The organism is Clostridiales bacterium (genome assembly GCA_017569285.1).
In the GTDB taxonomy this organism is placed as follows: domain Bacteria; phylum Bacillota; class Clostridia; order Christensenellales; family Aristaeellaceae; genus Aristaeella.
Genome location: CP069419.1, coordinates 2,414,082 through 2,431,976, shown reverse-complemented (window position 1 = coordinate 2,431,976; position 17,895 = coordinate 2,414,082). Strand labels below are relative to the sequence as shown.

Below are 17,895 nucleotides of genomic sequence, written 5' to 3'. Positions count from 1 at the left end.
CATGAAATATTTAGAATAGAATCGGGAGAGAAAAAAAGGAAGTGAACCGTCATGGCCTACAGTGAACTGATCAAAAACTTCGAGAAAGTCCGGTCCTATATGCGGGACTTCTATGTCTATGGGTTCAAGAGCCGTGATGAGTTTGATTCCAAGAGCGCCCGGATCTACGATGATGAGTACCGCAGGGTAAAGTCCTGGCTGGAAGGATATATTGATTCCTACTATGACGAAAACGGCAAGAAGGTCTTTATCTCCATCGACAGCCGGACGCTTTCCCGCAATCCGCTGTATGTTGCCTTCAAAACCCGGAGCTTTACCGACTGGGATATCCTGCTGCATTTCTGCCTGCTGGACATCCTGGCGGAGGGCCCGGCTACCGTGCAGGAATGCCTGGACCGGATCACGGATGAATACCTGAAACCGTTTGAGGCAGAGTTCCCGGATGAGGGCACAGTACGGAACAAGCTGAAGGAATACGAGCAGATGGGAATCGTCCTTTCCGAAAAGAAAGGCAGGACCCTGGTGTATTCCCTGGCAAAGCCCTTCCGGCAGCTGCCTGCCTGGCGGGACGCGATTGCCTTTTTCTCTGAAACCGCGCCGCTGGGCGTCATCGGAAGCTATTTCCCGCAGGGCGGAGACTCCCCTTTCGAATTCAAGCACCAGTACCTGCTGGGCGCCCTGGACAGCGAAGTTCTGTACGGCCTGTTCCGATGCATGGAAGAAAACCGCGGGGCTGAGCTGAACATCTTCTCCCGGAGGAAAAAGAAGGAACTGCGGCACCAGGTATATCCGATGCGCCTGTATTTCTCCACCCAGAGCGGGCGTCAGTATCTCCTGGGTTATCATTATGCGTTCAGGAAGCCGATGTTCTTCCGTCTGGACAGCATCCGGAAAATCAAGCCGCTGGGTGTGGACCCGAATCTGGAGAAATATGAGAGATTCTGGAAAGAATTTGATCAGCACCTGTGGGGCGTTTCCGCCGGGGAGCATTCGCTGGACCATATTGAAATGCTGGTCCATGCCGATCCAGATGAAGGATTTATCGTGGACCGGCTGAACCGTGAAAAGCGCCATGGGGCCGTGGAACAGGCGGATGCGGAAACCTGGAAGTTCACCGCGGATGTTTACGATGCGTCCGAGATGATCCCCTGGATCCGCACATTTATCGGCAGGATTGTAAAGCTGGAGTGCTCCAATCCCTATATTACCCGGCTTTTCCGGGAGGACCTGGAAAAGATGCGCCGGCTGTACGGAGGTGAGGCATAATGTTGTTCAGTGAATATTACGGCGAATATTATGCCTGTGTCTCTGAGATCCTTTCCGAAGCTGTGGAAGGCACCCTGACCCGGGAGAAGATCGGCGAAATCGCAGCGAAGCAGGGCTTCGGGGAAAGCATGCTGGTCATTCCGGCCAACCTGCGGAACGGAAACTGGCCGCTGGTCACCCCGGACTGCAAAACCATGATCCGCCATATTCCGCCGCATCCGGTTACCCTGCTGCAGAAGCGCTGGCTGAAAACCCTGCTGCTGGATCCGCGCATCCGCCTTTTCGGCCTGACGGATGAAGGCCTGGAGGATGTCCAGCCGCTCTTTGATCCCGGGAAGATCGTATGGTATGACCGGTACAGCAACGGGGATCCCTATGAGGATGAAGGATATATCGAGCGTTTTCGTCTTCTGCTGGAGGCGGTGAAGACGCACCGGAAAACCCAGGTGATCTTTGACAGCCACCGGGGCGCTCACAACAACTGGACTGTGATTCCGTACCGCCTGGAATACTCTTCCACGGACGACAAATTCCGTCTGCTCTGCCACAGCAAGAAATGGAGCAACCGGACGCTGAACCTTTCACGGATAACCTATGTCCGCCTGTGGGGAACCTTCGATCCGGATGAATATCCCGTTCCGAAGCTGACCAATGAATCCCTGACGCTGGAAATCACCAACGAGCGGAACGCGCTGGAACGCGCCATGCTGCAGTTCTCCTACCTGGCCAAGCGTACGGAGCGGACCGGTGAAAATACATACCGGATGACCCTGCACTACCGGCAGGAGGATGAAACGGAACTGGTGATCAAAATCATCTCCTTCGGTCCACTGGTCAGGGTCGTAGAGCCGGACCGTTTTGCCGCCCTCATTCGGGAACGCATTAAGAAGCAGTATCGGTACAATCTCACCTGAAAAAGAAGAGTTCGCAACTTTTTTTCCATGATCTTATTCTAAAAACCTGATAATCTTCATGCTGCAGAGAGGATCACCGGATGATCTGAGGCGCAGACAGCATTTAAAGTGGATTATTCTGACTCACTATCAGATGCGCCTTGGGCAGGAAGGGGCGCGGTTGGTGATTTGCCAGACCAAACTCTGTCCGCGTGATCATCCGGAAGCGCGGCTGCGTAAGCAGTGCGGTTGATCAGTGAAGCAAGGATCGAAAGATTCTCCGTCCTGGGAAACATTTTCCCTGTGACCTTGGCACCCGCGATCTCCAAATGGCTTCACAAAGGGAGAGAAGCGCTTTCCTCTGAGAGACACCTACAGCAATCCGTTCTTTGAACGAATAGCTCAGTACAGAGCATCTGTTTTCGGGACAGAGTGGCGGGAGGTGTGATTCCTCCCTTCGACAAAAGGGTGTCTTGTTTTTCCTCTCTGCATTGTGTGTTCCGGTGGTTCAATGGCAGAACGTGCGGCTGTTAACCGTCTGACGAAGGTTCGATTCCTTCCCGGAGCGAGATAAGATACCACCAGCAAAATCGATGATTCGATTAGCTCCAAGGTGACGGTGAAAGGAACGCCGGGAACGGACACCTGAGCCCAAGGAGCGCACGGTTTCGGGCCGTGTGATCAGCAGGTGAAATTCCTGCCATCGGAAACGTAATGGTATCTTGCCGGCATAAGATACTGCCAGCAACCGATTGGTAATCGGCAGCAGCTGGATTCAGCAGCCTGAAACAGTATCTTGTCGAAAGGTGCAGCCAGCAATCCTGTAAAAAGCAATTGGAGCTTAAAACTGCACCTTGTTTCCTGCAGATACCTCCAGCAACATTGTTGGTCCGTTGTTTCATGTTCGCGGACGTCGGGTTTTGGGCCCGGAGACAGGGGCACACACTGCATGCAAGGTGATTCTCCCCCTGAACATGATAAGGTATCTGGTTTCCCAAAGATGTCGACCGCAATCATTCCAAGGCAGGGCTGCTTGCAGCCGGGGTTCGAATCCCCCTCGCGGAAAAAACGGCATCTTGTACCTGAATGATTCACGCAAAGGAGGGCGATGAACATGCTGAATGAACTGAAAAAAGAAGCGAACCGGACCCTGACCGAAAACAGCGCCGCGACCCTGCGGACCACCGGTTCGGAATGCCTGGACCTGTTTGCAACCATCGGGGCGCTTCGGAATGCCGAAGAGCAGGAAATCATCGTCCGCTTTGCCCGTGCATATGCCGAGGACCGCGATCTGGCCATGAAAATGCTGTTCTATTCCCGGGATATCCGGGGCGGCCTGGGTGAGCGCCGGGTATTCCGGACGATCCTGAAGCATCTGGCGGATGCACAGCCGGAGTCTGTCCGGAAGAACCTGCACCTGGTCAGTGAATACGGACGCTGGGATGACCTGACGGTCCTCTTTGGGACCAAATGCGAAAAGGAAGCCATGGCAGTGATCCAGGAGCAGCTGGCGAAAGACCTGGCTGCCCTGGAAGCCGGGGAGAATGTTTCCCTGATGGCCAAGTGGCTGCCGTCCGTAAACACTTCCAGTGCCGACGCTGTGAAGGATGCAAAGCGCATCGCGAGAGCCCTGGGCATGACGGAAGCGCAGTACCGGAAAACCCTGGTACGCCTGCGGGCAAAAATCCGGATCATCGAGAACAACCTGCGGCAGAAGGACTATACCTTCGAGTATTCCGCGCAGCCGTCCAAAGCGATGCTGAAATACCGCAAGGCCTTCCACCGGAATGATGAGGAGCGTTACAGTGCTTTCCTGGAGCGGGTTTCCAAGGGTGAGGAAACCATTCATACCGCCACACTGTATCCGTATGACATCGTGGAAAAGGCCATCTGTTTCCGCGGGGATGAGACAGAGCGGAAGGCGTTGGACGTGACCTGGAACGCGCTGGAGGACTATGCGCCGCAGGGAAACGCCCTGTGCGTCATCGACGGTTCCGGCTCCATGTACGGCTGGGGAACTCCGAATCCGATCACGGTTGCACTGTCCCTGGGCATGTATTTTGCGGAGCATTGCAAGGGTGAATTCCATAACCACTTCATCACCTTCTCCCGGAATCCCCGGCTGGTGGAAATCAAGGGAAAGGATCTGGTGGAAAAGGTGCAGTACTGCGAAACCTTCAACGAAGTGGCCAACACCGATATCCAGAAGGTCTTCGAGCTGATCCTGTCCACGGCAGTCAATCACCGGCTGCCGCAGGAGGAACTGCCGGAAACGCTGTACTTCATCTCCGATATGGAGTTCGACTGCTGTGCTGATAGTGCGGAGCTGACCAACTTCGAATACGCAAAAAGGCTGTTTGAAAAGCACGGTTATCATCTGCCCAAGGTCGTCTTCTGGAATGTCCAGAGCCGGAACCAGCAGCAGCCGGTCAGCATGAATGAACAGGGAGTCATCCTGGTCAGCGGCTGCACACCCCGGATTTTCTCCATGGTGGCTAACGGAAAGTTTGATCCCGTGCTGCTGATGAAGGAAGTCCTGCTCAGCGAACGGTATGCGCCGGTCTGCGCATAAGCAGTTTCTCATTTGTTCACTATTTGGCTGCCAGGAATCCGGATACGCAGGGCATATCGCCCTGGGGTATCGGTTCGCTCCGGTCCAGCCAATTTCCTGATCAGTCCTGCGGACGCGGCAGGATGAAAGCAGGCGCAGCCGGCGGCGGGGAGTAAGGTACGGACAGCTAATCCGTCTGCCTGCCCCGTCGGCCGGCCATTTGACGAAAGGATAGAAAAATGGAAATCAAGGGTAAGTTTGCGACAGCAATCAGCTACGCAAAGGAAATAGAAGATGTGGCAGAAGAGCAGATCCGGACCATGTGCGACCAGGCTTTCACCGAGGGCTGCCGGGTCCGGATCATGCCCGATGTGCATGCCGGGAAGGGCTGTACCATCGGGACCACCATGACCATCCGGGGCAAAGCGGTTCCCAATGTGGTCGGCGTGGATATCGGCTGCGGAATGTATACGACTAAGCTTGCGGATAAGCGGGTGGACTTTGCCCGGGTGGATGAAGTCTGCCACTGGATTCCCAGCGGCATGAACGTCTGGGATTCTCCCCGGGAGGTTTTTGACCTGGAACAGCTCCGGTGTTACCGGAAGCTTCAAAAGCGGAACTGGCTGAAGAATTCCCTGGGCACCCTGGGAGGCGGCAACCACTTCATTGAGATTGACCGGTCTGAAGACGGAACCTTCTGGCTGATCATCCATTCCGGCAGCCGGAACCTCGGCAAGCAGGTATGTGAATACTACCAGCAACTGGCTGTGGATATCGCCGAAGGCAAAGAAGATTACAAGGAATCAGCCCCCGAACTGATCGAACGGCTGAAGGCGGAAGGCCGCGAGAAGGAAATCCAGACAGAACTGGATGCCCTGCGGCTCCGGCTGAATCACAAGACCGCCCCGGACAGCCTGTGCCACCTGGAAGGACAGCACCTGGAGGATTACCTCCACGATGTAAAGATCTGCCAGGAGTTTGCCGTCCGGAACCGGGAAATCATGGCCGGGCTGATCCTGAAGAAGACTGGCATGACCGGGCTGGAAAGTTTCCACACCGTCCATAACTACATCGATACCGATGAAATGATCCTGCGGAAGGGAGCAATCGCGGCTCACGCCGGAGAACGGGTGCTGATCCCCATCAACATGCGGGACGGCAGTATCATCGCCATCGGCCGCGGGAATGAGGATTGGAACTATTCCGCTCCCCACGGGGCCGGCCGGATCATGTCCCGGAAAAAGGCGTTTGAGACACTTTCCCTGGATGACTACAAAGCCGCCATGGAAGGAATCTACACCACCACCGCTACCCGGGAAACCCTGGATGAATCCCCGATGGCTTACAAGCGGATGGAAGATATCCTGGACGCTGTCCGGGAATCCGTAGACATCGTGGAAATCATCCGTCCGGTTTACAACTTCAAGGCCGCGGAAAAGTAATAAATTATACTGTTGGTTTCTTTACATTTGTTTTTCTATGCAGTATGATATACGCAATATCCGGGTACGGACCCGGCGAAAGGAGGAATTTCAGTATGGGCTGCTTCACTGCCGTCAATAAATGCTATAAGCCGCTGGGATTCCTGCTGTGCGCGAAAAAGAAGCTGCACATCGCTTTGCCGTGCCCCGGAAAGATGAGTGAGACGGACATGAAACTCCTGCTGCTTTATTAAGCGAATGGATTATTCACGAGGCCGCTTGCCGAACCGGGCAGGCGGCCTCGTTTTTTGTTATTTTCTTTACGAAAGGAATGAGATCATATGTGTTGTTTACCGTCCATTGATTTAACCGCCACGGGAATCCGGATTATGCAGCTCCGGGAGCGGACCGGCCTGTCCGTCCAGGACCTCCAGGATATCTTCGGCTTTACCACCCCGCAGGCCATCTACAAATGGCAGCGCGGGGCCACCCTGCCCTCCCTCGACAACCTCGTGGCCCTGGCCGCCGTCTTCGGCACGACCATGGATGCCATCATCGTACGGAACGGGGAATATACCGGGAGCGAAGCGCATTCCGCGTGAATGCGCTCCGCTCCTTTCTTGTTTCTCCTGCTTCTGTTTTCCTGTTTCTGTTTGCTGTCTCTGTTTTTTGCTGTTCCTGTCTTTCCTGTTTCTGTTTTCCTGCATTTATTTTTCCGGTTTTGCCATGTTCCTGTGCCCCGGGGTGTGATAAGATAACCACGGAGTATGGAGGAATGGATATGATCCACTGGGTGAAGGCGATGCCGGCGCCGGAGATTGATCATTCGGTATACCGGCCGTTTATCCGGAATGAATGGTTCCGGAAGAATTATATGGTGTTTGCGTACGGGTTGATGGCCGTACTCGCCGTGCTGTGCTTTGTGTTCCGCGGCGAGCGCGGGATCCCCGTATACCTGCGGCTGGTTTCCTTTGCCGCGGTGTTCCTGGTGCATGAGTCGCTGCACATCCTGGCAGTGCGTTCCTGCCGGGATATTTATATGACGCGCCGCGGGCTGTACTTCTGGCTGCAGCCGGATATGGAGATGTCCAAAGGGCATTTCTTCCTGTTCATGTCCCTCCCGCTGCTGATGCTCTCGGTGCTTCCCGCGCTGCTTTCGTTCTTTGTTTCCGGGCCGGCGGCAGCCTGGCTGAAGTGGATCGCGTGGATCAACGGGATCATCGCGGGATCGGACATCATCAACACGGTGCTGATCCTGTTCAAGCCCCGGGGAGCGAAGTTCTACTGGGGGTATTACCGGATCGGGAATCAAGACTAAAAACGAGGAGAAACCTGCTTTGGAAGAAGGAAAGTGGCGGGGGTTTTGCCCTGCGGAGGCAGTATGAGAGTCGGAGCTTATCAGTTCAGGGTGGCAGGAGACGCGGAAACCAACTTTGCCCGCATCCGGGAAGGCATTGAGAAGGCCGCGGGGGCCGGTGTCCGGCTCCTGGTTTTTCCGGAATGCGCGGTCACGGGTTATCCGCCGCGCAGCATTCCCTCCCCGTCCGCCGTGGATTTTTCCGCGGTGGAGCGGATCCACGGGGAGCTCGGGGTGCTGGCGGAAAAGCACCGGATGTACCTGGTGGTTGGAACCATCCTCCGGGAGGAAGACCGATTCCTCAACAGCGCGGTGGTTTTCCGGCCGGACGGGAAGCGGGAATCATATACCAAGCGGGCCTTGTGGGGCTGGGACCGGGACAACTTTTCCGAAGGGCATGATCCGGGCGTCTTTGAGGCGGATTCCCTGCGGATCGGCATCCGGATCTGCTATGAGGTGCGGTTCCCGGAATACTTCCGGGAACTTTACCGGCAGAAGACGGACCTGAACATCATCCTGTTCTACGATGTATCCAGCCGGGAATACCCGGACCGGCTGGACCTGATCCGGGGACATATCCGGACCCGGGCGGTGGAGAACGTCTGCCCGGTCCTGACCTGCAATACCTGTTCCGGTTTCCAGACCGCGCCCACCGGGTATTATGACCGGTCCGGGAAGGTGCTGGCGGAAGCCGGCGTCGGAAAGGAAAAACTGGTGTTCTGTGACTTTGAACAGACGCCCCTGGGCTTCGGTGAACAGGGCCGGAAGGAGATATCTGATTCGCTGGCGGAAGGTACCGGGATGTAATTCAAAGCAGAGTGGGTATATTAAAACGAGGGCAGCACCGCGGAGGGAATCCGCGGTGCTGCCCTTTTCTGTCCCGTTGTTTGGTTTATTCGTCCGGTTCATCCGTCCAGGGCTCATTGTACCCCAGCGCCCGTTCGGAGTCGCTCCCCGTCCGGTTGTTTCCTCTCATTCCATTTTGTACAGTGCTTCCAGGGAATCCATGGCTTCTTCCATGGTAAGCGGAAGGCCCAGCTGTGCAAATGGGATATCTTCTTCCCCGATCTCCCTCAGGAACCTTTCCGTGTATTCCTTCACCAGTCCGGTGACGGGGATGGTTTTGCTCCTGTCCGCAATCCGGAGGAGGCGAAATACATCATACTTGTGCTTCCTCAGGTCCCTGTCATTCACATGTTCGCCCCTGGCTTTCCGGTCTTTCAGGTCCAGGTACGCATACATCTTGAAGGGAATCAGGTGCTCCGCGTCCAGGACGCTGATGCCGGCAGCCATCCGGCGCCCTGCCAGCATGAACTGATAATAGTCATCATTCAGCAGGATTGCGGAAAGGCTGGATGTTTCATCGTCGATATGCAGCGGGACAATGCCTGTCGGTGCTTCCAGGATGTAATCCGGTTCCCGGGAAAACAGCTCGATCATGAAGGGGTATCCGGCTTTCGGTTCGGTAAACCGGTAAAAATGCACATATCCGCTGTTTTTCCAGCCGCACCGATATCCGCCCTCGCGGATATATTCCCAAAGGGCTTTCGTAAATTCCCGATACCTGGCCTCCATGATCAGGACCATATCGATATCCTTCGTTGCCCGGAATTCCAGGTCCGTCTCGCTCATCAGGACTGCGCAGGCTGTTCCGCCGATCACCGTATAGCAGTCGGAATAATTCCGGAACTTCCGGGCAAAGTTTTCTATTCCGCTTACCATGAATAATCCTCCAGGTATTCTTCAATCGCGCCTTCAATCCGTTCATCCGCATTGCCTTCAAAGGACATGGCCAGCGAAACCGGGTCCACAAGGCCGTCCTTCATGAACCGGGCGGGATCATACTTCCACAACTGCAGTTCCACCGCATTGGCATTTGGCTCCCAGCGGATATCCACCTCAGGAAGGCCTTCGCTTTGGATGTCCGCTTTCCAGGCCGCCCGCACCGGAACGGATATTTCATTCAGCATGGTTTTCTTCGCCAGGGCGGATTCCCCGGACAGCGGCAGCTTTCCGTATTCCCCGCTGTTCCGGACGGTCACGGTTTTCTGTACGGGATTGATCAGGAACGGCCGGGCTTTTTCAATTAGTTCCGGGCCTGTTCCCTGCAGGATCATGTAGGATTCCTTTCCCCTGTTCTCCTGCGTAATGAGTTTCATCGCCAGCAGCTGGTCACTGGCCCGCGTGAGGGAGGTCCGGGTCACACCGATTGCCTCCGCCGCATCCTTTTTCATGATCGGCTTCCCGCTGCAGTGATAGAGCATATACAGGAAAAGTGCCTGGGTTACCGGCATCATCTTCTCCGCGTTCACCGTTTTCGGCCGGGCAAAGCGCTCGCTCAGCGCAACGCCCAGGAACGGGAGATACAGCTGCTCCGAATCCACAATGAACGGAATGTTTCGTTCGATCAGGCTGTCCCGCCGAGCCCTGCTGATGGTCTCAAATCCAAATGCCGCTGGCATTCCGTACTTTTCAGCAAGCAGCGCGGCCTGCTTCTCCAGGGCGACAATTCCGGTTTTCTCGTCGGCCGGAATCCGCACCAGGAGGAATTCCATGCCGATCCCGGACAGCTTCATGAAGGTTCTTTCGGCAGAGAGATACAGGGGAAGCTCTTTCGCTGCCACTTCCCGCACCCGGAATTCCAGGCCAAACAGTTTTACTGCGTTTTCCTTCATGACCTCATCTCCGTAACATTGATTTTCTTCATAATAACATATTTTATGTTATTATGCAATATTTTATGTTATTGGTCTTTTCCCGGTCCCCCCAAAACGCACCACAGCCGCCTCCGGAGCTTTTCCGGAGGCGGCTGTGGTCTGTCTGCTATTCAGTTTTTAGGTTAGTCTCTTTCTTCCGAATAGGGCTTTTCATACCCCAGCGCCCGTTCGGAATCCCCCACGCCCTCGGTGGTGGGGTCCACCACGATGCCGAGGACCACCAGGAGGGCGAAAACGGTGTTGACGACGGTGAGCAGTCTGCCCACGGCCGTGGTGAGGTCAATCTCCCAGCCGAAGACCGCGGCGACCGCCTGGGCGGTCAGGGCCAGGGCGGGGATCAGGGAGAGCCAGAACTGTTTGTTCATCAGGCGGATTTTCCAGTTAATCATGGGCTTCATTCCTTTCTTTTTCCATGGGCAGGGTGAAGAATTTGCGGCGGACGTCATCCATCACACCGTTGCCGCCGAGGGAGTGGTACTGGACGTACATGTTCTCAAAGTTCTGCCGCTCGTCCGGGGCGGCATATCCCCGGTGCGCGCAGCGGCGGTAGGTCTGCAGCAGGCGGTCCCGGAGGATCGCCCGAAGGCCCGCGCGGACCGCGTTGTTCTGCCGGTGCTGCAGGCGGATGAAGGTGAACAGGGACGCGATCATTCCGGGAATGCCCAGCAGGGTCAGCCAGTTGTAAAGGGTCAGGATTATCACCTCCTTTTATGGTTCCAGGGCGGCCCAGGTCTTCGGGCCGCAGATGCCGTCCGCCTGCAGGCCGCTGGCCTTCTGGAAAGCCTTCAGGGCGGACCGGGTTTCATTGCCGAATTTTCCGTCCGCGCCGTACTTCGGCAGCGGGAAGCCCGCCCGAATGAGCGCCTGCTGCATGGCGGTAACGGGCTCCCCTTTCGCGCCCTTGCGCAGGGTGGGGCGGACAGTTGAGACGGGGGTTGAGGATGCAGGTTGGGCGGACGGGGCTGTTGGAGCGTCGGGTATAGGCGTGCTGGCAGTTGGATCGGCCGGGCTTTCTGCGGCTGGGCTTTGGGCCGCCGGGTCTTCCGCCGGGGTGTCATACTGGACACCCTTGAAGAGGCCCCAGTATTTCCACTTGCCGCCATAGAGCTTCGTCCGGACCACGCCGGCGATGGCGCCGGAAGCCTCCGTCACCAGGCCGTCCCCGGTATAGGTGCCGATGTGCGGTTTCTTTTGGTCCGTGCCGGTGAACACGGCGGCGCCTTCCGGGAGGACTGTGGTATCGGTGAGCTTTCCTTTCTTCTGCAGGTAACGGTCCCAGATGGAATTGGAGCCGTGGGCGATGGCAATCCCGTGCTGCTTCATCGCCCAGCGGCACAGGCCGGAGCAGTCCCACACGGGATGGCCGATCCATTTGCTTCCGTATTTCGCGGAGTATTTGTAGTCGGCATAGGCTTCCGGGTTGCTGCTGTACTTCTTTTCCAGGTTTTTCTGTTTGCTTTGGGTCCAGGTGGCGCCGGACTGTCCCCAGATATACCCGCCCTGCCTTTCCAGGGCGGTGAGGACAGTCTGCGCGAGCTGGCGTCCGGTAACGGGCATGTGGGTTCCTCCTTTCGTGGGGGTTGGAGTGATGAGTGAAGAGATATGAGTGAAGAGTGAAGAGTTATCTCTGCGCTGCAGAGATGCCGGCAGGAACCGGGTAAAGGTGAAAGGCTTCCTGCAGCGCAGAGACGGGATGGACCGACACCGTGCCGTCCCCGTTGTCCGAGATGGTGGAGCCGGGAAAGACGGATTCGAGGAGCGGCTGGGCAGTCCCGTTGGTGCCGTCCCAGGTGAAGAGGGTGAACTTCGCCAGGAGGTACTGCCGGTAGTCCTCGTCCGCCATGCCTTCCGGCCTTGGCAGACCGGAGGCGCTGCCTAGGGCGTCCAGCCGGGCGCCCCCGGCCCCCTCCGGGGAGAAGGCCGCGGGGATTGCCCGGATGGCGGTTTCCAGGTCCTGCGCCTGGGAGAGGATGGCCTGCACCAGGGCGCAGAAGCGGGGCTTCCGGCGGGTATACGCGGGAAACAGGGTCATGTAGTCGATGGTTCTCCCCTCCTTACGCGTCCGTCACGGTGATGAACACCCGGTCCGGGTAGGCGGTATACAGCCGGGTGTTCCAGCCTGCCGGCACCAGTTCCCGGGTGATTTCGGGTATGAGCGGGCAGTCCGCCCGGATATCCGAGATGGCGAAGGCGGACGCCTGCCCTCCCGCCGCGGCGTAGCAGGCCCCGTACAGCCGGGGCACCACCAGGGACTGGCCGATCCGGAGGCTTCTCAGGTAGTCCTCCGCCGCCCGCCCGACGGCGTCCGTCGTTTCAGGGTCATATCCCGCATAGGCCGTAATGTCGATGTAGACGTTCACGGGAGACTGCGCCGGGCGGGAAAAGCGCACGGTATGGGAAACGCCGTTTCCGTCGGTTACGGAAACGGCGGTGGTTCCGTGCGTCCCGATGCCCGGCGCCTTTTTGCGGAAGATGGTGTCCGCGACGTCCGCCTTCTTCCCGGCGTCCACCACGCAGCAGATGCTGTGGGGCGGGATTCCTTTCCCGTCGGTCTGGTCGGTGTCGTTTTCGTGCACCTGGGCCTGGAGCACGTCCGGCACCTGAAGGATCGCCGCGGCGATGCTTTCCGCCGAGGCGTTCCCGTTTCCCGCCAGGGCTGGGAGGATCCGGCCGCGGGCATGGGCGTCCGTCTCCCCTTCCTGCCTCCGCAGGCCGTACAGGGGCAGCAGCAGGTCCAGCGCCTGCCCGGAGGCGTACAGCGGATTGCGGCTGTTGTATGCCTCCAGCACCAGCTGGGACAGGTCGTCCAGGGCCCGGGCAATCACGGACAGCAGCTGGTAGTCCGGCACGGCTTCGGAGAGCTCCGCGTCGATGCCGAAGATGCCGTAATAGGCTTCGGTCAGGGCTTCCAGCCGCTCCGCGTAGGTGGGCATGTGGAGGCCGGTATCGTCGATGTAGGGTGCGAAATAAGCGATGGAGCATTCTCCTTTCATCAGGTTGAGAGGGAAAAGGAAACATCCGCGGTGCCATCATCCGTGCGGATTTCACAGGAATACGTGAACTGCCTTCCGGTGACGGCGGCGGAGACGCGGTCCACGGCACGGACGCCGGGCGTGGCGCGGATGGTCGCGGTGAGGTAGGCGGCCAGGGCGGTTTTGCCTTCTGCGGTCAGCCGTTCCTCCCGCAGCATGCGGAATACGGCGCAGCCGTGGTCCGGGTTCTCCCACCATTCCCCCGGCAGGAGGTTCAGGCGGCAGCGGACCAGCTCGGCGGCCGCTCCTGCGCCGGTGAGGAGGGCAGCAGTGCTTCGCACCGGCAGGATGTCGCCGGTGCCGTCGGTGGGGCGCATGCGCATTACGGGTCACCTCCATGTGCGATCGTCACTACGGCTCTGTCTTCGCCTTTGGCTCGCCAATCGCCGGTTCCTGTAGCAGGGGCGAAGCCATTACGACCGCCAGTGGCGGATACCTCGTAATGGCTGAGGTCAACCGAAACGAGCGATCTGTCCAGTGGACAGTCGCGACGATTGAGGTTGCGGATTGCTGTTATTTCGCTTCGCTTGTCAATCACGGACGCTCACCTCCTTGTGTGGTTTGTGTTCTGAAGCCTATCAGTGCCACCGCGTCCGAAAGGTCATGCCTCCGGTCGGGGGCCGGGGCGGTGTCGTCACCGGTCAGCCAGGCGTCCAGCGGGTAGTCGCAGAAGATTACCAGGCAGCCGTCGCCCGGGGAAACGGCGCACTGGCTTTCCAGCCCCCGCGGGAGGAAGACCGGGACGTCTTTGAGGACGGGAAGCGGTTTCGGGGGGCTGCTTCCGGGGAGCCTGCCGGGCACGGCCGGGCGGATGTCCGCGGTCTGGGTTTCCGGGTCCCAGGCTTCCACCGTGCCCGGCAGGGCGCAGCGGAGGGAAGAAAAAAGATCGAGCTTCAGCGCCTCGATCTCTTCACGGGAAATATGCTGCATGTTCTTCCTTTCTCAGGGGGCTTTCCGGTCGCATCCGCAACCTCAAAGGTCGCAACTCCCCACCGGGGAGCTTGCTCCCTTTCGGTTGACCTCAGCTCTGACGAGACTTCCCGCACTGCGGGTCGGCAGAGCTTCGCCCCTGAACTCCTTCGGCTCATTCACTTTTTATATTGTTTCAGCCAATAGTTCCGTCTTCCACTCCCCGGCGGCGGTGTCCGCGGAGACGGCGCGGCGTACGATGATGCCTTTGGCCCTGGTTTTGCTACAGTTCACTTCAACGGTCTCCCCCGGCCGCCAGCCGGAAAGGCGGGCGGTGAGGATCATATATTTCGTTTCGCCGGGGGCGGCGCCGCCGGCGAAGGCAGGCTCCTCCAGCAGGTCGTTTGGGGTGAGGCGCCAGGCGGTTTCCAGGCCGCCCTGCGGCACCGGCATGATGCCGGCGGGCGTCAGCGCGGCGCAGCACCCGGCGGCGGAGAGCGCCCGTTCCGCGCACTCCGCCGCCCGCCCCCAGTAGCAGCCCGGCCGGAGGAATGCGGGGTCCGGGGTTGGGTCTGCCAGCAGGGGGATGCCGGTGCCGGAGTCCTCCAGGATTTTCCGGACGGTTTCGGAAACCCGGGTGCCCTTCGGTACGGAGAGGGACACCCGGGCCTTCCAAAGGTCCAGCCCCGCGCATACGGCGATCTCGGTTACTGTGCCGCCCGGCGCCGGGCGGCGGAAGGCGTCCGTGATCCGGCCGGAGACCAGGCAGGCGCCTTCGTGGTTCACGGAGAGGGTCTTTGCGCGGGTCAGGTGCAGGTATGTTTCCTCCGGCAGGTTCCGGAGTTCCAGGCGGAACAGCGCCGGAAAGAGGGAGAGGGAGTCCTCCCCCTCCAGGCGGGCGCTGCCGGCAAACGGGACGGGGGTTCCGTCCGCGAGGAGGTTGAAAGATCGGTCGGCCACTTTTTCATCCTTTCTGTGCTTTGGGCACATATCCAAAAAATCTGCACATCCCGGCGGGGCGCCGGGATGCGGTTTTTCCTGCGGTCTGCGAAATTTTCGTTTCTTCCGGTTTGACTGGGGCCATCTTAGAATAAAGGCAGAAAACGGGCGGAAACTGAATATCGGGCCATGCCTTCCAGGGCAGGGCGTTTTCGTGGGTTCTGCCCATAAAGGAGGGTTTTCCATGAGGAGGCTGGTTTCCATTTTGCTGGCGGTGTGCCTGCTGTGCGCGCTGGGCGCGGCCGCCGCGGAGAACGAAAGCAACATCATTCCATACACCGGCGGTTTTGATCCCGCCGTGGACCTGCCGGGCGCCATCTCCGCCGCCTTCACCCAGGATGCGGTCCTGGTGGACGGCGAGCGCGACGCGGCGTACGGCGCCTGCGAGGCCCAGGCCGTCGCCCAGGTGAAGCCGGTCAACGGCAGTGAGGCGCCCGCCGCGTCCGGCACGCTGTACGCGGCGTGGGACGGCCCCATGCTCTACCTGCTGGTGGAGGTGGAGGACGCATCCGTTTCCCTGGAGCCGGCGCAGGCCGGCCCCGTGGGCAGCAACCCCGCCATCCCGCCGCAGGCGGACAGCGTCACCTTCGGCATCGACCTGTGGAACGACAAGGTGAACTTCGGCACGGACACCGTGGGAACGTTCACCGTCGGGGCGGACGGGCAGCTGTACTTCTTCCGCAGCGGGAACATCGCGTCCCAGAGCTCGGTCATCGCGGACCCGGAGGCGCCGGAGTACACCGGCCGCCTGGCGGCGGCCGCCGGAAAGCTCACAGAGAAGGGCTACTGCGTGGAGGCGGCCCTGCATATTGAGGACCTGATGGACCCCGCGGACTTCCGCCTGGGCCTGGAAGTGGTCATCAACGACGCGCGGACGCCCACCGAGGAGGAAAAGGTCCCCGGCACGGATGCCTGGGGCCAGCCGGTGATCACCTCCACCGTGGAAAACCGCGTGTGGTGGAGCCACCGCAACGATTCCCTGTATGATTCCATCAACGATTCGGATCCCCGGAACCTGGACTGGGGCACCCTCACCCTCGCCGGGTGGGACGGCTCCGCCGCCTTCGCCTTCAGCTCCTGGCGGATTTCCAACACCATCCGTTTCCTGGATTCCGTGGCCTTCGCGAAGGATGTCTACACAGCGGAAACCCAGGCCCGGCTGGACGCGGCCCGCGCCGCGGCCCAGGCGCTGCTGGACGAAGGCAGCACCGACCAGGTGGCCGTGGACGCCGCCGCGGATGAGCTCATCGTCTCCCTGGACGGCCTGCGCTGGGCGGACACGAAATATCCGGATCCCGCGGACCTGCCGGAATTCATGACGCTTCCGGATCCTTACCGCTTCTTCGCCGGGGACCGCACGGTGGAAACCGCCGCGGACTGGGCGGAACGCCGCGCGGAGATCCTGGACCTGGCGCAGTTCTATGAATACGGCTGCATGCCCGCCGCGCCGGAGAAGGTGGAAATCACGTCCGTTACGCACTTCAACCCGGGCGACACCCGGACCATCCTGTTCTGGGGCTTCTGGCCCATGGACGTCACCGTGGACTGCCCCACCGACGTGGTGGCCATCGCGGTGACGGACAATGGAAAAACCGCGTCCCTGGAGTACACCGTTTACCTGCCCACGGAAGAGCAGCTCGCCGCCGCGGGGCGGCAGGGGCAGAAGAACCCCGTGCTCCTTTCCTATGACGGTGACAGCGCAGTTTACCGCGACGCCGGGTTCGTGGTCATCGAGACGCCCGCCGGCAGCGGCGGCGACGTCCGCACCAATGAATACGCCTGGGGCCAGCGCTCTGGCGCGTTCTACGAGCTGTATCCCTATGAGCGCAACGGCGAAGGCGCCCTGAAGGAGGTCAGCAGCGAGATGGCCGCCGCCTGGGCGGCCGGCCGGGTCATCGACAGCCTGTCCCTGCTGGAGGGCTGCGGAATCGAATACGCGGATGAAATCGCCGCCGCGGCGGACCCGGAAAACCTCGCCGTCACGGGATTCTCGATCAACGGAAAGTACGCCTTCGTGGCCGCCGTATTCGACGAGCGGATCGACCTGTGCATCCCCGGCGCGGCCGGCGCTTCCGGCCCTTCCCCCTGGCGGTATGTGTACACCGGCCATGAGTACGACTGGACCGGCACGCCCTTTGCCCCGGCGGAAGGCGTCGCCGCCCCCGCGCAGCAGGTATCCTGGGGCACAGAAACCCTGGGCAACAGCATCCGGCACAACCGCGTGCGCGAAACCGAAGTGTTCCGCAAGTTCCTCACCCCGCGCAATTTCTATAAGCGGCTGCCCGGCGCCTGGGGCTACGGCGCCCGCCTGCCCTATGACCAGAGCGACCTGGTGGCCACCCTTGCGCCCCGGGCCATCCTGCTGGTCAACACCGTCAATGACTACAATGACGGCGCCGAGGCTGACGCCCTGGGCCTGGAGATTGCCAAATCCGTCTACCGGAACCTGGGCCTGGACGCGGATTCCCTCGTGAAGTTCAACTACCGTTCCGTGCAGGACGGCGATCCCCACGGCACGGACGACGCCCAGCGGCAGCGCACCGCGGAGTACATGCGCGCCTTCTTCTTCGGCGAGGCGATGAGCCCGGAAACCGACGCCCTGCTCACCGATCCCTTCCTGCTGCCGGTTTCCGGCGGCGCAAGCCCCTTTGACACCTACTACGGCGGTTTCAATACCATCACTGGAGGAACGTCCGGCACAGACGGCCGTGACGGGTGGTATTACCGCACATGGGGGAAATAAATGACCC

Annotated in this window: 19 protein-coding genes and 1 tRNA gene; 10 read left to right on the top strand and 10 right to left on the bottom strand. The window is 59.5% G+C overall.

From position 1 onward, the window contains the following. Positions 1-51 precede the first annotated feature (51 nt). The 9 genes from JNO48_10535 (at position 52) to JNO48_10495 (ending at position 8,295) form a co-directional block, all read left to right on the top strand. Positions 52-1,266 (top strand): WYL domain-containing protein, encoded by a 1,215-nt coding sequence (locus tag JNO48_10535; GenBank protein QTE67629.1) that lies wholly within the window; start codon positions 52-54, stop codon positions 1,264-1,266. Further along, complete coding sequence (locus JNO48_10530) at positions 1,266-2,180, top strand: WYL domain-containing protein (protein QTE67628.1); 915 nt, start codon at positions 1,266-1,268, stop codon at positions 2,178-2,180. Before JNO48_10535 ends, JNO48_10530 begins: the two co-directional genes overlap by 1 nt. A gap of 476 nt (positions 2,181-2,656) precedes the next feature. Beyond that, a tRNA-Asn gene (locus JNO48_10525) sits at positions 2,657-2,727 on the top strand. A 546-nt stretch (positions 2,728-3,273) separates the two neighbouring features. Then, complete coding sequence (locus JNO48_10520) at positions 3,274-4,731, top strand: DUF2828 family protein (protein QTE67627.1); 1,458 nt, start codon at positions 3,274-3,276, stop codon at positions 4,729-4,731. Between the two features lie 218 nt (positions 4,732-4,949). Next, complete coding sequence (locus tag JNO48_10515; GenBank protein ID QTE67626.1) at positions 4,950-6,152, top strand: RtcB family protein; 1,203 nt, start codon at positions 4,950-4,952, stop codon at positions 6,150-6,152. A gap of 95 nt (positions 6,153-6,247) precedes the next feature. After that, complete coding sequence (locus tag JNO48_10510) at positions 6,248-6,385, top strand: hypothetical protein (GenBank protein ID QTE67625.1); 138 nt, start codon at positions 6,248-6,250, stop codon at positions 6,383-6,385. Positions 6,386-6,472: 87 nt separating this feature from the next. Then, the gene (locus tag JNO48_10505; protein ID QTE67624.1) at positions 6,473-6,733 is read left to right on the top strand and encodes a helix-turn-helix transcriptional regulator; all 261 of its coding nucleotides are present in this window, start codon (positions 6,473-6,475) and stop codon (positions 6,731-6,733) included. A gap of 179 nt (positions 6,734-6,912) precedes the next feature. Next, positions 6,913-7,449: a DUF3267 domain-containing protein gene (locus JNO48_10500; protein ID QTE67623.1), complete on the top strand. Its 537-nt coding sequence runs from the start codon at positions 6,913-6,915 to the stop codon at positions 7,447-7,449. Between the two features lie 63 nt (positions 7,450-7,512). Beyond that, complete coding sequence (locus JNO48_10495) at positions 7,513-8,295, top strand: carbon-nitrogen hydrolase family protein (GenBank protein ID QTE67622.1); 783 nt, start codon at positions 7,513-7,515, stop codon at positions 8,293-8,295. 165 nt (positions 8,296-8,460) lie between these two features. Here JNO48_10495 and JNO48_10490 read toward each other — a convergent pair whose 3' ends face one another. The 10 genes from JNO48_10490 to JNO48_10445 form a co-directional block, all read right to left on the bottom strand. Then, a complete protein-coding gene (locus JNO48_10490; protein ID QTE67621.1) occupies positions 8,461-9,210 on the bottom strand; it encodes a nucleotidyl transferase AbiEii/AbiGii toxin family protein in 750 nt (249 codons plus the stop codon). Then, positions 9,204-10,163: a MarR family transcriptional regulator gene (locus tag JNO48_10485; protein ID QTE67620.1), complete on the bottom strand. Its 960-nt coding sequence runs from the start codon at positions 10,161-10,163 to the stop codon at positions 9,204-9,206. The genes JNO48_10490 and JNO48_10485 overlap by 7 nt, the downstream gene beginning before the upstream one ends. 164 nt (positions 10,164-10,327) lie before the next feature. Beyond that, complete coding sequence (locus tag JNO48_10480; GenBank protein QTE67619.1) at positions 10,328-10,594, bottom strand: phage holin; 267 nt, start codon at positions 10,592-10,594, stop codon at positions 10,328-10,330. Beyond that, positions 10,587-10,907: a hypothetical protein gene (locus JNO48_10475; protein ID QTE67618.1), complete on the bottom strand. Its 321-nt coding sequence runs from the start codon at positions 10,905-10,907 to the stop codon at positions 10,587-10,589. The genes JNO48_10480 and JNO48_10475 overlap by 8 nt, the downstream gene beginning before the upstream one ends. 6 nt (positions 10,908-10,913) lie before the next feature. Beyond that, positions 10,914-11,762, bottom strand: coding sequence for a peptidoglycan-binding protein (locus JNO48_10470; GenBank protein QTE67617.1), 849 nt, complete (start codon positions 11,760-11,762; stop codon positions 10,914-10,916). A 64-nt stretch (positions 11,763-11,826) separates the two neighbouring features. Beyond that, positions 11,827-12,237 (bottom strand): hypothetical protein, encoded by a 411-nt coding sequence (locus tag JNO48_10465; protein ID QTE67616.1) that lies wholly within the window; start codon positions 12,235-12,237, stop codon positions 11,827-11,829. Between the two features lie 22 nt (positions 12,238-12,259). After that, positions 12,260-13,198, bottom strand: a complete 939-nt coding sequence (locus JNO48_10460; protein ID QTE67615.1) for a hypothetical protein — start codon at positions 13,196-13,198, stop codon at positions 12,260-12,262. Then, complete coding sequence (locus tag JNO48_10455) at positions 13,198-13,560, bottom strand: hypothetical protein (protein QTE67614.1); 363 nt, start codon at positions 13,558-13,560, stop codon at positions 13,198-13,200. The genes JNO48_10460 and JNO48_10455 overlap by 1 nt, the downstream gene beginning before the upstream one ends. Before the next feature lie 211 nt (positions 13,561-13,771). Further along, the gene (locus JNO48_10450; protein ID QTE67613.1) at positions 13,772-14,167 is read right to left on the bottom strand and encodes a hypothetical protein; all 396 of its coding nucleotides are present in this window, start codon (positions 14,165-14,167) and stop codon (positions 13,772-13,774) included. Between the two features lie 165 nt (positions 14,168-14,332). After that, positions 14,333-15,106: a hypothetical protein gene (locus JNO48_10445; protein QTE67612.1), complete on the bottom strand. Its 774-nt coding sequence runs from the start codon at positions 15,104-15,106 to the stop codon at positions 14,333-14,335. Between the two features lie 223 nt (positions 15,107-15,329). Here JNO48_10445 and JNO48_10440 point away from each other — a divergent pair, with 223 nt between their 5' ends. Then, positions 15,330-17,888 (top strand): hypothetical protein, encoded by a 2,559-nt coding sequence (locus JNO48_10440; GenBank protein QTE67611.1) that lies wholly within the window; start codon positions 15,330-15,332, stop codon positions 17,886-17,888. Positions 17,889-17,895 lie beyond the last annotated feature (7 nt).

Coding starts and splice junctions, on each gene's coding strand:
- JNO48_10535 (QTE67629.1), top strand. CDS start 52: ATGGCCTACAGTGAACTGATCAAAAACTTCGAGAAAGTCCGGTCCTAT.
- JNO48_10530 (QTE67628.1), top strand. CDS start 1,266: ATGTTGTTCAGTGAATATTACGGCGAATATTATGCCTGTGTCTCTGAG.
- JNO48_10520 (QTE67627.1), top strand. CDS start 3,274: ATGCTGAATGAACTGAAAAAAGAAGCGAACCGGACCCTGACCGAAAAC.
- JNO48_10515 (QTE67626.1), top strand. CDS start 4,950: ATGGAAATCAAGGGTAAGTTTGCGACAGCAATCAGCTACGCAAAGGAA.
- JNO48_10510 (QTE67625.1), top strand. CDS start 6,248: ATGGGCTGCTTCACTGCCGTCAATAAATGCTATAAGCCGCTGGGATTC.
- JNO48_10505 (QTE67624.1), top strand. CDS start 6,473: ATGTGTTGTTTACCGTCCATTGATTTAACCGCCACGGGAATCCGGATT.
- JNO48_10500 (QTE67623.1), top strand. CDS start 6,913: ATGATCCACTGGGTGAAGGCGATGCCGGCGCCGGAGATTGATCATTCG.
- JNO48_10495 (QTE67622.1), top strand. CDS start 7,513: ATGAGAGTCGGAGCTTATCAGTTCAGGGTGGCAGGAGACGCGGAAACC.
- JNO48_10490 (QTE67621.1), bottom strand. CDS start 9,210: ATGGTAAGCGGAATAGAAAACTTTGCCCGGAAGTTCCGGAATTATTCC.
- JNO48_10485 (QTE67620.1), bottom strand. CDS start 10,163: ATGAAGGAAAACGCAGTAAAACTGTTTGGCCTGGAATTCCGGGTGCGG.
- JNO48_10480 (QTE67619.1), bottom strand. CDS start 10,594: ATGATTAACTGGAAAATCCGCCTGATGAACAAACAGTTCTGGCTCTCC.
- JNO48_10470 (QTE67617.1), bottom strand. CDS start 11,762: ATGCCCGTTACCGGACGCCAGCTCGCGCAGACTGTCCTCACCGCCCTG.
- JNO48_10465 (QTE67616.1), bottom strand. CDS start 12,237: ATGACCCTGTTTCCCGCGTATACCCGCCGGAAGCCCCGCTTCTGCGCC.
- JNO48_10460 (QTE67615.1), bottom strand. CDS start 13,198: ATGAAAGGAGAATGCTCCATCGCTTATTTCGCACCCTACATCGACGAT.
- JNO48_10455 (QTE67614.1), bottom strand. CDS start 13,560: ATGCGCATGCGCCCCACCGACGGCACCGGCGACATCCTGCCGGTGCGA.
- JNO48_10450 (QTE67613.1), bottom strand. CDS start 14,167: ATGCAGCATATTTCCCGTGAAGAGATCGAGGCGCTGAAGCTCGATCTT.
- JNO48_10440 (QTE67611.1), top strand. CDS start 15,330: ATGAGGAGGCTGGTTTCCATTTTGCTGGCGGTGTGCCTGCTGTGCGCG.